The 15,527-nt window shown below is 67.7% G+C and carries 9 protein-coding genes and 5 pseudogenes; 3 read left to right on the top strand and 11 right to left on the bottom strand.

The window, feature by feature from the left end; genetic code table 11:
- The first annotated feature begins 195 nt into the window (after positions 1 to 195).
- Entirely contained in the window at positions 196 to 1,062 is an 867-nt protein-coding gene (locus ACSJDS_RS05545) for a YecA/YgfB family protein (protein ID WP_473032411.1), read from the top strand.
- On the opposite strand, the gene ACSJDS_RS05540 is transcribed toward ACSJDS_RS05545, so the two are convergent.
- From ACSJDS_RS05540 to ampD, 7 genes and pseudogenes are all read right to left on the bottom strand, one after another.
- Positions 975 to 2,096 carry a phospholipase D-like domain-containing protein gene (locus tag ACSJDS_RS05540; protein ID WP_473032410.1) on the bottom strand — a complete coding sequence of 374 codons (1,122 nt, stop codon included), beginning with the start codon at positions 2,094 to 2,096 and terminating at the stop codon, positions 975 to 977. The two genes, ACSJDS_RS05545 and ACSJDS_RS05540, sit on opposite strands and share 88 nt — an antisense overlap.
- Before the next feature lie 143 nt (positions 2,097 to 2,239).
- Positions 2,240 to 2,940: pseudogene (locus ACSJDS_RS05535) on the bottom strand (class I SAM-dependent methyltransferase).
- A 62-nt stretch (positions 2,941 to 3,002) separates the two neighbouring features.
- Positions 3,003 to 3,707, bottom strand: coding sequence for a tRNA (adenosine(37)-N6)-threonylcarbamoyltransferase complex dimerization subunit type 1 TsaB (tsaB, locus tag ACSJDS_RS05530; RefSeq protein WP_473032409.1), 705 nt, complete (start codon positions 3,705 to 3,707; stop codon positions 3,003 to 3,005).
- A gap of 233 nt (positions 3,708 to 3,940) precedes the next feature.
- On the bottom strand, positions 3,941 to 4,597 hold the full coding sequence (adk, locus tag ACSJDS_RS05525; protein ID WP_473032408.1) for an adenylate kinase: 657 nt from the start codon (positions 4,595 to 4,597) through the stop codon (positions 3,941 to 3,943).
- Positions 4,598 to 4,853: 256 nt separating this feature from the next.
- A pseudogene (gene aceF, locus ACSJDS_RS05520) lies at positions 4,854 to 6,841 on the bottom strand (pyruvate dehydrogenase complex dihydrolipoyllysine-residue acetyltransferase).
- 63 nt (positions 6,842 to 6,904) lie between these two features.
- Positions 6,905 to 9,576: pseudogene (gene aceE, locus ACSJDS_RS05515) on the bottom strand (pyruvate dehydrogenase (acetyl-transferring), homodimeric type).
- A gap of 306 nt (positions 9,577 to 9,882) precedes the next feature.
- Positions 9,883 to 10,442 (bottom strand): annotated as a pseudogene (gene ampD, locus ACSJDS_RS05510) (1,6-anhydro-N-acetylmuramyl-L-alanine amidase AmpD).
- A 76-nt stretch (positions 10,443 to 10,518) separates the two neighbouring features.
- Here ampD and nadC point away from each other — a divergent pair.
- Complete coding sequence (gene nadC / locus ACSJDS_RS05505) at positions 10,519 to 11,364, top strand: carboxylating nicotinate-nucleotide diphosphorylase (protein WP_473032407.1); 846 nt, start codon at positions 10,519 to 10,521, stop codon at positions 11,362 to 11,364.
- A gap of 12 nt (positions 11,365 to 11,376) precedes the next feature.
- On the opposite strand, the pseudogene ACSJDS_RS05500 reads toward nadC, so the two are convergent.
- Positions 11,377 to 11,915 (bottom strand): annotated as a pseudogene (locus tag ACSJDS_RS05500) (GNAT family N-acetyltransferase).
- 101 nt (positions 11,916 to 12,016) lie between these two features.
- Here ACSJDS_RS05500 and tsaA point away from each other — a divergent pair.
- Positions 12,017 to 12,760 (top strand): tRNA (N6-threonylcarbamoyladenosine(37)-N6)-methyltransferase TrmO, encoded by a 744-nt coding sequence (gene tsaA / locus ACSJDS_RS05495; protein ID WP_473032406.1) that lies wholly within the window; start codon positions 12,017 to 12,019, stop codon positions 12,758 to 12,760.
- A gap of 76 nt (positions 12,761 to 12,836) precedes the next feature.
- On the opposite strand, the gene purC is transcribed toward tsaA, so the two are convergent.
- The 3 genes from purC to ACSJDS_RS05480 are packed head-to-tail and all read right to left on the bottom strand — an operon-like array spanning position 12,837 to position 15,381.
- Complete coding sequence (gene purC / locus ACSJDS_RS05490) at positions 12,837 to 13,550, bottom strand: phosphoribosylaminoimidazolesuccinocarboxamide synthase (RefSeq protein WP_473032405.1); 714 nt, start codon at positions 13,548 to 13,550, stop codon at positions 12,837 to 12,839.
- Positions 13,551 to 13,597: 47 nt separating this feature from the next.
- Entirely contained in the window at positions 13,598 to 14,410 is an 813-nt protein-coding gene (locus tag ACSJDS_RS05485; protein ID WP_473032404.1) for an MBL fold metallo-hydrolase, read from the bottom strand.
- Positions 14,410 to 15,381 carry a lipoprotein, NlpB gene (locus ACSJDS_RS05480; RefSeq protein WP_473032403.1) on the bottom strand — a complete coding sequence of 324 codons (972 nt, stop codon included), beginning with the start codon at positions 15,379 to 15,381 and terminating at the stop codon, positions 14,410 to 14,412. Before ACSJDS_RS05480 ends, ACSJDS_RS05485 begins: the two co-directional genes overlap by 1 nt.
- Positions 15,382 to 15,527 lie beyond the last annotated feature (146 nt).

The raw sequence follows: 15,527 nt of genomic DNA, 5'->3' as shown, positions 1-15,527 counted from the left end.
CAGCATAGCCGCCAGGCAAGCTCGACTCGATCTCGCAGCGCCCGCTCCAGCCCTGCGGCATTCAGGGCGGCGAGACCTTCGGAATCGGGAGGGGGAGCGCGGGTCGGTTCATGGGGTGCTAGAATGGCGGTCCTGTCCGGCGGCGTCCAGCCCGCTCGTCATACCGCTATTCCGACTGCGCAAGCGAGAAGCCCGATGTCCGATACGCCAATGCCCCAGCCCCTGCTCGAGGATGACGAATTCGAACGGCTCGAGGACTTTCTCGACTCCGATCGGGTCGACCCCGATGCCCTGGACCTGATCTCGGCCCACGGCTTTCTGGTGGCCCTGGCGGTGGCCCCGCGGGATATCGAGCCGGCGGTGTGGGTGGCCGAGCTGTTCCACGGCGAACCGGCCTTCGCCGATGACGACGAGCGCGGCGAGATCCTCGCCCTGCTGGAGCGGCTGCGTGATAACGCCATCACCACCCTGGAGCAGGGCGGGCTGCCGGAACTGCCCTGCGAGGCGACCCTCGACGGCCTGCCGGCGGAGGAGACCCCCATCGGCGACTGGTGTGCCGGCTTCATGGAGGGGGTATTTCTCGACGAGGCTGCCTGGTTCGAGCAGGACGAAGAGACCGTCGCCACCCTGCTGCTGCCCTTCATGGCGCTCTCGGGACTGTTCGATGACGAGCCGGACATGGCGGAGTTTCTCGCCGACGGCTCCCGCCTGGAGACACTGGCCACTCAGCTACCCGAGCTGGTGCTCGACCTCTACCTGCACTATCGGGTGCCGCCGGAAACCCCCAAACCCACCCCGCGCAAGAAAAACCGGCAGGACGCGGTTCCGGCAAGGGCAAACGGTAAGCGGCATTGGGCGGCGGGCCGGACCGTCCCCCGGCCTCCCGTCTCCCGAACCTCGCCCATCGCACCTCGCACCTCTTCCCTCGCCCCTCGCACCTCTTCCCTCGCCCCTCGCACCTCGCACCTGGAACCCTATCGTAACCGCGTCAGCCAGGCGTCCAGGTTGCCGAACCACCACTCCTTGAGACGCTGCAGCCGCGGCCGCCTGGCCCACTCATGACGGTGGATCTCCTGGCTGGCGGCGAAATTGCGCTCGAACAGCGCGGCGACCTCACCGGCGAAGCGAGCGTCGTCCACTTCCTGGTTGGCTTCCAGGTTCCAGTGCAGGCTCCAGTGATCGAAGTTGCAGGAGCCGACGCTCGACCAGTGGTCCACCAGGGTGAACTTGGCGTGAATGAAACTCGGCGAAAACTCATAGATCCGCACCCCGGCCCTGAGCAGGCGTCGGTAGAAGCGCTGCCCGGCATAGCGCACTCCGGGATGATCATGATCCTTGCCCGGCAACAGCAGGCGCACATCGACGCCGCGCCGTGCCGCCCTGGCCAGGCGCAGACGCAGGCTGAAGGTGGGCACGAAATAGGGCGTGCACAGCCAGATCCGCCGCTGGGCCGAGGAGACCCGGCCGTAGAGCGAGTGGCGAATCGCCTGGTAGCGATAGCCCTGCCCCCAGACCACCCGGCCGCGCATGCCGCGATAGTCATCGCGATGGGCAAGCGAGGTGCCCAGCTCGCGCACCAGCCCTGCCGGCCCCTCGCCGCGGGTCATCGGTGAATCCCACAGGCGCGAGTAGAGGCGCACCCAGTCGGCCACCACCGGCCCTTCGATGCGCACCGCCACCTCGTACCAGGCATCGAGGAACTCGTCGACGGCACCAAAGCCACCGGTGAAGGCGACCCGACCATCCACCACCACCAGCTTGCGGTGGTCACGGGTCAGGTTGCGGGCCAGGGAGTGAAAGCCCAAGGGATTGAACAGGCGCAGCGCCACACCGCCGGCCTCCAGGCGCCGCCGATCCTCGCCGGAAAGCCCCATGGCGCCGTAGCCGTCCAGCATCAGCGCCACCTTGACGCCGCGCGACACGGCCCGGGTCAGCGCTTCGATCAGCGCCGTGGCCAGCCGCCCCGACTCCATCAGGTAGAGCTCCACCAGCACCGAGTGGCGCGCGCCCTCGATGGCCTCGAACATCGCCGGCAGAAACCGCGATGATTCCGCCAGTAGCTGGAAGCGATTGCCATCCCGCCACACCCCATGCATGGCATGCCTCCCCGTATCCCTGTTGCATCGCTGAATTGACGCATGTTTGCGTGTCGAGGAAAAGCGCTTACGCCAACCCGCCCGCCGCGGAGCCCGGCATAGCCAGCCCTGTCCCGCTGACCCGTGACCTGGCCGGATAAGGGTCAGCGGGTCAGCGCCCGATGGACATAGAGGTCATAGCGGCTGGTCTTGCCCTCGAGGACATGGCGCGGGGCGGGGCCGGCGATGGGCGGCGCCTTGCGCGGCCGCTTGACCACCACCCGATGGCTGGCCACGTCCAGGGCCGCTTCCAGCAGACGCGGTGCGTCCTCATCGTCGCCGGCCAGGGTGCGGAACAGGCGCATCTCCTTCTTGACCAGCGCCGACTTGTCGCGGTGGGGAAACATCGGGTCCAGATGAATCACCTGGGGCGGAACATCCGCTTGGGCCACCAGGCCCTCGAGGTCGCGGGCCGCGTCGCCATGCACCAGGCGCATGCGAGCGGCGATCTCGGCGGTCTCGGCGTCCGCCCGAGCGCGGGCCAGGCCATCCTCGAGCAGCGCGACGATCGCCGCCACCCGCTCGACCAGCAGCACCCGCGCGCCGAGACCGGCCAGCACGAAGGCATCGCGCCCAGGCCGGCGGTGGCGTCCACCACCGCCGGCGTTATCCCCTGACCGAATCCGCAGGCCCGGGCGATCAGCTGGCCGCGCCCGCCGCCGAAGCGGCGCCGATGGGCGGCGCGGCCGGTCACGAAATCCACGCTCAGCGGTTTACCGTAGCGCCGGGGATCCCCGGCCAGCGCCAGGCCGTCCGGGGTCGGCGTCAGGATCAACTCGGCATCGGCGGCGTCGCGCCACGGCAGCCCCAGGCGCGAGGCGAGCTCGACCAGAGCCGGATCGGTCACCGCCACCGGGAGTCGCTCGCTCACTGGGACTTTTTCCACGCCACCTCGTCGCGCAGGTAGACCGGCTGCACCAGGTGGGCCGGCTGCCCCTTCCCGGCCTGCAGGTCGTGCATCGCCAGCAGCGACATGTCGGCGGCATCGGCCTCCTGGTCGGCCAGCCGCTGACCGAGCCCCGCCTGCACCTCGGCGGGCATCTGCTCCCACAGGCCCCAGCCGGAGCCGACCCCGACCCAGTCATGGTCATCGTGGCTCGGAGGCAGACGCAGGCGCTCGGGCGGCATCACCGCCTCCTCGAGAAGCGGCTCGGGCAGGCCGTCCCGGCACTGCCAGGCGGCCACATAGATCTCGCCCATGCGCGCGTCCAGGGCGGTGATCAGCCAGCGGAAATGGTGGCGGCGATGAGCCCCCAGCGCCAGAGCGGCCAGGGTCGAGACGCCCAGCAGCGGACGGTCCAGGCCATAGGCCAGGCCCTGGGCGGTCCCCGAGGCGATGCGCAGCCCGGTGAAGGAGCCTGGGCCGCGGCCATAGGCCACGGCGTCGAGTTCGGCGGGACTCACGCCGGCCTCGGCCAGCACCTCGTCGATCATCGGCAGCAGGCGGCGGGTATGCTCGCGCGGCGTCAGCGCGAAGCGGGAGATCAGTTCGTCACTGGCCCCCTCGCGGCGGCGCAGCAGGGCGGCGGAGCAGGCTTGGGAGGAGGCATCCAGGGCCAGCAGGATCGGCATGGGCGAGCAGCCTCATCAGGATCGATTAGGGACGGGGCATTATACAGGCCCGAAACGACGATGGCCCGCTTGAGCGGGCCAGGGAAATCACGTCGTGGAGAGGCAGGGGCGCCGGGGACAGGCCTGGAGGGGGTCCTATGCCAGGGATGGCATCGGTAGCGCCCAGGGAGGGGTTCACAGCGCCCCCGAACAGGCCTGTCGCCGGGAAAGCCCCGTGCCGGCAGCAGGGATGATTAGCCCTCCAGGGCCTTGATCACCTGGGCGGTGATATCGTCGACGCTGCCCACGCCCTCGACCCGGTGGTAGACCGGCGCGGCCTGCGGGTCCTGCTTGGCCCACTGCTGGTAGTAGTCCACCAGCGGCGCGGTCTGCTCGTGGTAGACGGCCAGGCGGTTGCGCACCGTGGCCTCGCGGTCGTCGTCGCGCTGGATCAGCGCCTCCCCGGTAACGTCGTCCTTGCCGGTCTCCTTGGGCGGATTGTACTCCACATGGTAGACCCGGCCGGAGCCCGGATGCACGCGGCGGCCCGCCAGGCGCTTGACGATCTCCTCGTCCTCGACGGCGATCTCCAGGACATGATCGATCTTCACACCGGCATCCTTCATGGCATCGGCCTGGGGGATGGTGCGCGGGAAGCCGTCGAACAGGAAGCCATTCTCGCAGTCAGGCTGGCCGATGCGCTCCTTGACCAGCGCAATGATCAGGTCGTCGGACACCAGGCCGCCGCTGCTCATGATCTCCTTGACCTTGAGACCCAGCTCACTGCCCTCCTTGACCGCCGCGCGCAGCATGTCGCCGGTGGAGATCTGCGGGATATTGAACCGCTCGCAGATGAACTGGGCCTGGGTCCCCTTGCCGGCACCCGGGGCGCCCAACAGGATCAAACGCATCTGGTTGCTCCTTGAAAGCGTGGTAAATCTTGTGGTGATAAAGAGTTGGAAAAGAACGATAACCGTGGCGCCGCGGCCAGACAACCACACCAAGGTCAATGAGGCTCCCGATACTAGCCAAAGCGCCTGATTTTTCAATCCATTAACGAGCAACTAGCACTTTGGTCTTCCTCGTTGACCCAGCGTGCAACCCAACCGCAAACAGCGGCGGCGCCCTCCAGGGCGCCGCCGCTGATGACCCACGAGACGCCTGTGCTTACAGCAGCAGGCGACGGATATCGGTCAGCACATCGGCCAGGAAGGCCGTGAAGCGCGCCGCATCGGCACCGTTGATCGCCCGGTGATCGTAGGAGAGCGACAGCGGCATCATCAGCCGCGGCTCGAAGTCGGCGCCGTTCCATACCGGCTTCATCTGCGCCTTGGAGACGCCGAGAATGGCCACCTCGGCGCATTGACGATGGGCGTGAAGGCAGTACCGCCAATGGAGCCAAGGCTCGAGATGGTGAAGCAGCCGCCGGTCATCTCCTCGCGCTTGAGCTTCTTGGTCTGCGCCTTCTTGCCGAGCTCGGCCATGTTGGCGGCTATCTCGATCAGCGACTTCTTGTCGGCGTCGCGCACCACCGGCACCATCAGACCGTCCGGGGTATCCACGGCGACCCCAATGTGGACGTACTTCTTCCATACCAGGGTCTCGCCGTCGCCCTTGAGGCTGACGTTGAACTGCGGGAACTTCTTCAGCGCAAAGGCGCACGCCTTGACCAGGAAGGGCAGCGGCGTGAGCTCGGCGCCCTGGGCCTCGGCCTCCGCCTTCATCGCCTTGCGGAAGGCCTCCAGCTCGGTGATGTCCGCCTCGTCGAACTGGGTCACGTGGGGCACGTTGAGCCAGCTGCGATGCAGGTTGGTGGCGCCCATCTTGAGCAGGCGACCCATGGGTTTCTCTTCCACCTCGCCGAACTGGCTGAAGTCCACCTCGGGAATCGGCGGAATCCCAGCGCCGCCGGCCGCCGGCGCCGCGGCCTGTGCCGGCGCCTTGGCCTGGCCGGCCATCACCTGCTTGACGTAGGCGTGGACATCCTCCTTGAGGACCCGCTCTTTGGGACCGGACGGCTTGACCAGCCCCAGGTCGACGCCGAGCTCACGGGCCAGCATGCGCACCGCCGGGCCGGCGTGGACCAGCTTGCCATCGCGCGGTCGGTGGGCGGCCATCTGGGCTTCGGGGCTCGGTGAGCCGGCCGGCGTTGCCGCCGGCTTGTCAGCCTTGGGCGCCTCGGCCTTGGGCGCCTCAGCCTTCGCCGCGGGCTGCGGCTTGGCCGCAGCGCCGGCCACCTCGATATAGCCGATCAGATCGCCCTCGGAGACGCTGTCGCCCTCCTTGACGGTGAGCTCGAGCAGCTTGCCCTTGAAGGGACTCGGCACGTCCATGGAGGCCTTGTCGGACTCCAGGGTGATCAGCGGGTCCTCCTCATCGACTTCATCGCCGACGGCCACGCCGATCTCGATGATCGGCACGTCACTGGAGCCGGAGAGGTCCGGCACGCGAATCTCCCGGCGCTCGGGCTCGCCGGAGGCCTCAGCGCTCGGCGCCTGCTGGGGCGCGGGCTCGGGGGCTTCGGCGGCTGGGGCCGACGGTTCGGCCTCGGCCGCCTCGCCATCCCCTGCCCCTTCGACTTCCATGGTGCCGATGACGTCACCCTCGGAGACGCTGTCGCCCTCCTTGACCGTCAGGCTGAGGAGTTTGCCGGCATGCGGGCTTGGCACGTCCATGGAGGCCTTGTCGGACTCCAGGGTGATCAGAGTGTCCTCTTCGGCCACCGAGTCGCCCTCGGCCACCGCCACCTCGATGATCTCCACGTCCTCGGCGCCGCCCAGGTCGGGCACCTTGATCTCGACGCTGCGCTTGCCGCCGTCACCGGCCTTGGCCGCCGGCTTGTCCGCGGCGGGCTCGGGGGCCTTTTCGGACGCCGGCTCTGACGCGGACGGTGCCTCGCTTTCGCCGCCGCCGGCACCCTCGGTCTCCAGCTCGACGATATCGTCGCCCTCGGAGACGGTATCGCCCTCCTTGACCAGCACCTTCACGACTTTGCCGCCCTTGGGGGCAGGCACGTCCATGCTGGCCTTGTCGGACTCCAGGGTGATCAGGGTGTCCTCGGCGTCGATCACGTCGCCTGCGGCGACCGCGATCTCGATGATTTCGACATCCTCACTGCCGCCGATGTCGGGAACTTTGATGATTTCGCTACTCAAGGTCGCGCTCCTTCCAAATCGTGCCTGGAACAGGCGGGCCCGGGGCCCGCCCTGCCACCGGAATCAGCTGGTCAGCGGATTGGGCTTGTTGGGGTCGATGCCGTACTTCTTGATCGCCTCGCCGACGACCTTGCGATCCAGCTCGCCGCGATCGGCCAGCGCCTTGAGCGCGGCCACGGTGACGAAGTAGCGATCCACCTCGAAGAAGTGGCGCAGCTTTTCGCGCGTGTCGGAGCGCCCATAGCCGTCGGTCCCCAATACATGGTAGTCCCCGGCACCCAGGCGCGGACCTGATCGGCGAACAGCCGCATGTAGTCGGTGGAAGCGATGACCGGGCCCTCGCGTCCCTCCAGGCAGCGGGTGACGTGGGGCTTGACCGGCTCGGCCTCCGGATTGAGGAAGGCCTCGCGCTCGAGCAGCAGGGCCTCGCGGCGCAGCTCGTTGAAGCTGGTGACGCTCCAGATCTCGGCGCCCACGCCCCAGTCGTCGCGGAGCAGCTCGGCGGCCGCCTCGACCTCGCGCAGGATGGTGCCGGAGCCCAGCAGCTGCACGCGTCCCTTGTCGCCCTGGGTCTCGCTCAGCCGGTACATCCCCTTGATGATGTCCTCGGCGGGCACTTCCTCGAGCGCCGGATGTTCGTAGTTCTCGTTCATCACCGTCAGGTAGTAGAAGCAGTTCTCCTTGTCGGCGAACATCCGCTTCAGACCGTCCTGGACGATCACCGCCACCTCGTGGGCATAGGTGGGGTCGTAGCTGCGACAGTTGGGAATGGTCGAGGCCTGCAAGTGGCTATGACCGTCCTGGTGCTGCAGCCCCTCGCCGTTGAGCGTGGTGCGACCGGCAGTGCCGCCCACCAGGAAGCCGCGCGCCTGCAGGTCACCGGCCGCCCAGGCCAGGTCGCCGATACGCTGGAAGCCGAACATCGAGTAGTAGACGTAGAACGGCAGCAGCGGCAGGTTGTGGTTGCTGTAGGAGGTGGCCGCGGCGATCCACGCCGACATGGCGCCCGCCTCCGAGATGCCCTCCTCGAGGATCTGGCCCTGCTTGTCCTCGCGGTAGAACATGATCTGGCCCTTGTCGACGGGCTCGTACTTCTGGCCTTCGGAGGTGTAGATACCCAGCTGGCGGAACATCCCCTCCATGCCGAAGGTGCGCGCCTCGTCGGGCACGATGGGCACCACCTGCTTGCCGATCTGCTTGTCCTTGACCAGGCCGTTGAGAATCCGCACGAAGGCCATGGTGCTGGAGACCTCGCGCCCCTTGGAGCCGCCCATCTGCGACGCGAAAGTCTTGTCGTCGAGGTCGGGAATCGGCAGCGCCTCGAAGTCGCTGCGCCGGCTCGGCAGATAGCCGCCCAGGCGCTCGCGCTGCAGGTGCATGTACTTGAGCTCGGGGGAGTCGTCGGCCGGCTTGTAGTAGGGGACGTCCTTGAGCTGTTCGTCGGAAAGCGGAATGCCGAAGCGGTCGCGGAATTTCTTCAGCGCCTCGTATTCCATGGTCTTGACCTGGTGAGCCTCGTTGGCCGCCTCACCGTCGCCGCTGCCCATGCCGTAGCCCTTGACGGTGTGCGCCAGGATCACGGTGGGACGGCCGTTGGGATTGTTGACCGCCTCATGGTAGGCCGCATAGACCTTGAAGGGGTCGTGGCCGCCGCGGTTGAGCCGCCAGATGTCCTCGTCGGACATGTCCTTGACCATCTCGGCGGTCTCGGGGTACTTGCCGAAGAAGTGCTCCCGGGTATAGGCACCGCCGTTGGCCTTGTAATTCTGGTACTCGCCGTCGACCGCCTCGTCCATGCGCTTTTGCAGGATGCCCTTCTTGTCCTTCTCGAACAGCGGGTCCCATAGCCGCCCCCAGACCACCTTCTGAACGTTCCAGCCGGCGCCGCGAAACACGCCCTCGAGCTCGTCCATGATCCGCGAGTTGCCGCGTACCGGACCGTCGAGGCGCTGCAGGTTGCAGTTGATGACGAAGATCAGGTTGTCGAGCTTCTCGCGGCTGGCCAGATGAATGGCGCCCAGGGATTCCGGTTCGTCACACTCGCCGTCGCCCATGAAGCACCAGATCTTGCGATCGTGCATGTCCCTGAGCTCGCGGGAGTCCAGGTACTTCATCACGTGGGCCTGGTAGATGGCCTGGATCGGCCCCAGGCCCATGGACACCGTGGGGAACTGCCAAAAGTCCGGCATCAGCCAGGGGTGCGGATAGGACGACAGGCCATCGCCGTCCACCTCCTGGCGGTACTTGTCCATCTGCTCCTCGGTGAGGCGACCCTCCAGGTAGGCGCGGGCATAGACGCCCGGCGCCACGTGTCCCTGGATATAGACAAGGTCGCCCTCGAAGTCCCCGTTGGGGGCGCGGAAGAAGTGGTTGAAGCCGACGTCATAGAGGGTCGCGGCCGACATGAAGCTGGCGATATGGCCGCCGAGGCCGGGGTTCGCCCGGTTGTTGCGGATCACCTGGGCGATGGCGTTGTAGCGAATCAGGGAGCGGATGCGGCGCTCCATGAACAGGTCACCCGGCATGGGCGCTTCGCGATGCACCGGAATGGTATTACGATGCGGCGTCGTCACCGAGAAGGGGGCCTGGACTCCGTCACGGCGCAGCCGATCGGCCAGGCGGGTCAGCAGGTACCGGGCGCGCTCTTCGCCCTCACGATCCACGACCGATTCCAGGGAATCCAACCATTCCGTGGTCTCGACCGGATCGAAATCTTCTCTTGCCTCAAGACTCATAGACGTCTCTCCGAGTGACAATGTGATGTCAGAATGCCCGAGCGGGTAGCCGGGACGTTGCGCGTGACCGACGATCAGGGGTAATCCGTGCCGTCTCGCGGCGACTTGTAGTCATTTTACAAAACAATGGAGCGGCGAATGCCACCAATGTCGTAGAACATACCGTAAACTGCCCGTGCTGCCAATTCAAATGCAATGGAAATTTTTTCCACAGACGCCATATTGCATTGCAACACAAGCCGTTACGCCAATGACGGCAGCCGAATCGGCACAGTAATGCGCCATGTAATAAAACTACCGTATGATCTAGCCATGGCGTCGCTGACACTGCCGGAAATAGGCCCAGTCGAAGGCGGGTCCCGGGTCGGACTTGCGCAGCGGCGCGATGTGCGCATGGCCAGTGATACGCGCCGGGGTAAGCGCCGGATAGGCCGCCATCAGCGCCCGCAGGGTCGCCGTCAGGGCACGATACTGGGCCTCGCGATAGGGGCGGATCTCGTCGCCTTCCAGCTCGATGCCCACCGAAAAATCGTTGAGCTCCCCCGCCAGCGCCGTCCATCGAACCAGCGCGAGCGCCCCGCGTGCCAGGCCCGGTCGTGGAAGGGCACGAACTGCACGCACTCGCCGTCGCGGCGAATCAGCAAATGGGCCGAGACCCTGAGCTCGGCGATCTGGGCGAAGAAGGGGTGGGCCGCAGGGTCCAGGCGGTTGGTGAAAAGGCGCTCGATATGCTCGCCGCCGAACTCCCCCGGCGGCAGGCTGATGGCGTGCAGCACCAGTGCCGAGACTTCGCCGGCGGGTCGGGCATTGTGGTTCGGCGACGGCACGCGCCTGGCGCCCTCGAGCCAGCCGTTGTCGATTCGCATAGACTCCCCTGACGTCCTCATCGATGTTTCCCTATAATGGCGGTCTCCCTGCTTCATGACCATGAGAAGGCCCGCCATGCACTATCAGGATGCCCTTGCCGAAGCGATCCGCGAAGCCGCCGCCCACCTGCTGGCGGAGGACGTCGGCGGTGGCGATATCACCGCCCAGCTGATCCCGGAGTCCCGCTGGGCCAGCGCCCGGGTGATCACCCGGGAGCCAGCGGTGCTGTGCGGCGTGGCCTGGGTAGACGAGATATTTCGCCGCCTCGACGCCACCGTCACCCTGCGCTGGCACGCGGCGGACGGCGACCGACTGGAGGCCGGGCAGTGCTTCCTGGAACTGGAGGGCCCGGCACGCTGCCTGCTCACCGGCGAACGGGCGGCGCTGAACCTGCTGCAGACGCTGTCGGCCACGGCCACCCACACCCGCCGCTGCGTCGACCTGCTGGAAGGCACCGGGGCGCGCCTGCTCGACACCCGCAAGACGCTGCCCGGACTGCGTCTGGCCCAGAAGTATGCGGTTACCTGCGGCGGGGGTCACAACCATCGCCTTGGGCTTTGGGACGCCTTCCTGATCAAGGAAAACCATATCGCGGCCTGCGGCGGGATCGCCGCAGCGGTCAAGGAGGCGCGCAACATCGCCAGCGACCTGCCCGTGGAAGTGGAAGTGGAATCCTTCGACGAGCTGGACCAGGCGCTGGCCGCCGGCGCCGATATCATCATGCTCGACAACTTCAGCCTCGACGACATGCGCGAGGCGGTGCGTCGCACCGCCGGGCGGGCGACGCTGGAGGCCTCGGGCAACGTCGATGAGACCACCCTGCGCGCCATCGCCGAGACCGGGGTAGACTGCATCTCCAGCGGCGCCCTGACCAAGGACGTCCAGGCGATCGACCTGTCGATGCGCATCGTCGAGCAGTAGCGTCACAGGGCGTCAGGTTTCCAGAGCCGCCAGGCGCTTCTCCATGCGATGACGGCAGAGCGACTCACCGCCGCGCTCGACCCACTCTTCGCCCAGGTCGCACCAGCCCCGCTTCAGCAGGCTGTCGACCAGCACCAGGCTGGCCTCTATGCGTATCCGCCCTTGACCCTGTTCGAGGAAGAGCCGTTCGGCATGGGCCAGCAGAGTGGTGCCGATGCCGCGTCGCCCCAGCGAGGGCCAGACATAGAGGGTCACGATGCGCCCAGCGGGAATATCGAGCTCGGCGAATCCCACGCAGCGCCCGTCGCAGGCTGCCACCAGGGTAGTGTAGAGCGCCTGGCGCGCCGCCCAGGCGCTGGCCTCACGGGGCAGCACCGCGGCCCAGGCATCGCGTTCGACCCGACTATAGTGGGCAGCGGCCCCTGCAGCACGGCGTGATGGAAGACCTCGGCCTGGTCGGCGGCGTCCCGGGCCTTGGCCAAGCGATAGAGGATGCGCGGCCCATGGTCGGAAGGCGGCACGCTGTCCCGGTCGGTATCGGACGGAATCATGACGGGGCGTCTCTCAAGCGGTGTCGCCAGCAGACTACACAAGCGGGCGCCGGCGGCCGATCCCCCTCGCGAGACACCGCCCCCCCAGGCATAATGCCGCCATGAATCCGACGCCTCCCCCGCCCGACGCCCAGGGCCTGGCGATGACGCCGATCGGCGTCATCGAGAGCGACTATCCCGACAAGTTTGGCATCCCCCGCCAGCCCGGCCTGGCGACGGCCGCCCGCGCCTGCCTGGTGCTAACGCCCCCCTTCGACGACCCGCTGGCGGTGCGCGGCCTGGACGCCTTCAGCCACCTTTGGCTGACCTTCGTGTTTCATCAGAGCCCGCCGCGCTGGACGCCGCTGGTGCGCCCCCCGCGGCTGGGCGGCAACGCCAAGGTGGGGGTCTTCGCCAGCCGCAGCACCCACCGCCCCAACCGCCTGGGGCTGTCGCTGGTGGAGCTGCTCGAGATCGACACCCGGCGCGGCGTGCGCCTGGTGCTCGCCGGTGCCGACCTGGTCGACGGCACCCCGGTGCTCGACATCAAGCCCTACCTGCCCTGGGCCGAGGCCAGGCCCGAGGCCCGCGCCGGCTTCGCCCCGGAGACCCCACCCCGGCTGCCGGTGGACTTCTCCACGGTCAGCGAGACCACCCTGGCCGGTCGCGCCGACGGCGACTCGCTGCGCGCACTGATCATCCAGATATTGGCCCAGGACCCGCGTCCCGCCTATCACCGGCGCACCCTGGGCGGCGATCATGACCGGATCTATGGCGTAAGGCTGCGCGACGTGGACGTGCGCTTTCGCGCCGTCTCATGCAGCCATGGCACGCAAATGGAGGTGGTCGAGATCGTGGCGACCTGAGCGGCTCCCGGCCCCACCACGACGAAGGGCCCCGAGGGGCCCTTCGCGGTCTTGCCTTAGGCGCGACGCGCCGGCCTCAGGTGAAGTCGACACCGATGCGGCGCCCCACCTCCTCGTAGGCCTCGATGACACCGCCCAGCCCCTGGCGGAAGCGATCCTTGTCGAGTTTCTCGCGGGTCTTGGCATCCCACAGCCGACAGCCGTCGGGAGAGAACTCGTCGCCGAGCACGATCTGCCCCTTGAACAGGCCGAACTCCAGCTTGTAATCCACCAGCAGCAGGCCACCCTCGGCGAACAGCGCCTGGAGCACGGCGTTGACCTTGAAGGTCAGCGCCTTCATCTCGGCCAGCTGCTCGGGCGTAGCCCAGCCGAAAGTCTCGGCCAGCGACTCGTTGATCATCGGGTCGTGCAGGGCGTCGTTCTTGAGGAACAGCTCGAAGGTGGGCGGCGTAAGTTCCTGGCCCTCGGTGACGCCGAGACGCTTGACCAGACCGCCGGCGGCGATGTTGCGCACCACGCACTCCACCGGGATCATCTCGAGGGTCTTCACCAGGCTCTCGGTGTCGGAGAGACAGCGCTCGAAGTGGGTGGGGATCCCCGCCGCTTCGAGCTTGCCCATGATGAAGGCATTGAAGCGGTTGTTGACCATACCCTTGCGCGCCAGCGACTCCATGCGTTCGCCGTCGAAGGCGCTGGTGTCATCGCGAAACTGCAGGACCACGAAGTCCGGGTCATCGGTGGCGTAGACCGACTTGGCCTTGCCGGCATAGAGTTCTTGGCGCTTTTCCATGGGTGTCTCCAGGCATGATGGCGCTTGAGGAAATAAGGTTGGGCGGCTCAGATGATCGCCTGCCAGTGTAGCCCCTGATCCTGGGCGGCGACCGTCAGCCGCGAGGCGTCGCCGTCGAGCAGCGGGGTCAGCGCCTCCAGCGCCAGCTCGGGGCGGTTGTTGTGTTCGGAGAGGTGCGAGCAGACGATGCGCTGCAGGCGATCCAGCCCCAGGCGCTGAAGCAGCGCCGCCGCCTGGCCGTTGGCCAGGTGGCCCCAGTGGCCGCCGACGCGGCGCTTGAGCCGCGGCGGATAGGGGCCCTCGGCGAGCATCTGCACGTCATGGTTGCACTCCAGGACCAACGCATCGCAGCCGGCGAAGGCGCTGGCGACGTGCTCGGTGGGATGCCCCAGGTCGGTGAGCACGCCGAGGCGACGACCGCCGGATTCGAAGCGAAACTGCACCGGCTCGCGCGCGTCGTGAGGCACAGTCACCGGGTCGATGGTCAACCCCTTGATGGCGAAGCGCACCTGGGGGGTCACCCAGTGGCGCTGCGGGACCTCGCCCAGGCGGCCCGCCAGCCAGGTACCCGGCGTCAGATAGACCGGCACCGCATGACGGCGAGCCAGCGGCCCGACGCCGCGCAGGTGGTCGCCGTGCTCGTGGGTGACCAGCACGGCATCCAGCTGACGCGGGTGAACCCCCAGCCGGGCCAGGCGCCGCTCGGTCTCGCGCAGGCCAAAGCCGCAGTCGACCAGCAGGCAGGTCTCCCCGTCGCTGACCAGGGTGGCGTTACCCTTGCTGCCGCTGCCCAGGGAAGCGAAGCGTAGCCGTCCGGGGTCGGACAGGCTCGCCGGGACGGTGGCGCCTTCTCCGGCCATCAGCGCAGCAGGCCCGCCACCCGCTCCAGCAGTTCGCGGGCATCCCCCTCCGTGAAGCGGCGATCGCTCTCGTTGACGGCGCGCAGTTGGGTCTGCTGCGGCCCCGTCTCTTCCAGCACCAGGCGAATCTGCTGTGACATCTGCCGCACGTCGGGGCTCAGCACGATCTGCACGAAGCCGCGCTCGCGCTCGCTGGCGGTCATGTAGTCGATCACGAAATCGCGAGCCTGGGGGTTCTGCTCCAGCAGGTTGCGACGCTCCTCGACAGTGAAATCGGCCTCCAGCTGATGGCTCAGCTCGGCCCACACCCGGTCGATCTCCAGCGGGATCTGCACGACCCACTCGCCGCTGTCGAGCTGGTCGAGGCGCAGGCGCGCTTCGCCGGCGAGCCGCTGGCCGGCCAGGGAGGCGGCGCTGGCGGTGGCGGTGCGAGCGCTGAAGTGCGACTCGAGCGCCTCCAGGCAGGCCGCCACCGGCCGCCCCTGACGGTCACAGCGCACCTCGCTGTCCCCGGCACGCAGCCCCTGGCGGACGCTCAGCCGACCTTCGGTGGTCTCCAGCACGCCGCGATCCGCATCGCTGGCCTCGACGCTCAGGCCCCGGGTACGGGCGAAATCCTGCAGCTGCGGCCAGACCATGCCGGGGTCGGCCCCGACCACCAGCCAGCGGTCATCGCCCACCTCGCGGCGCTCGACGAAGTCGCGTTCCACGGCCCGTCCGGTGGCCAGGCGCTCGGGGCTGGGTGCGCGGAAGCGCTCGCCGTCGCGGCGCAGGGTGCCGGTCGCCTGGGGCACCGGCATGGCATCCCGATAGCGCTGCTCGTCACGGCTTGCCGGGAGCGACAGGGGCGCGCTGCGCTGGGCCTCCACGTAGTCGATGTTGCGGTCGTCGTAGAAGCCGTCTCGGGCGCAGCCGGCCGTGGCCAGGGCGATAACGGCCGCCAGCGGCATCCATTTCAGCGCAGAATTCATGCGTCCACCTTGCATTGTGTTGTCGGCCGAGGAGCCTGTCGGGCTTAACGCTGATCTGCTGCGAAACCCGGGCTTTCGGCCAATTCCATTCGATCTGATTCGTTAAATAGCGCGCTATTCGCCTCATCAGATCGATAAACTTGTCT

The sequence above is a fragment of the Halomonas sp. SL18_1 genome (assembly GCF_055755715.1).
The sequence above is the reverse complement of the archived record's forward strand: the minus strand, read 5'-3'. Positions and strand labels throughout refer to the sequence as shown.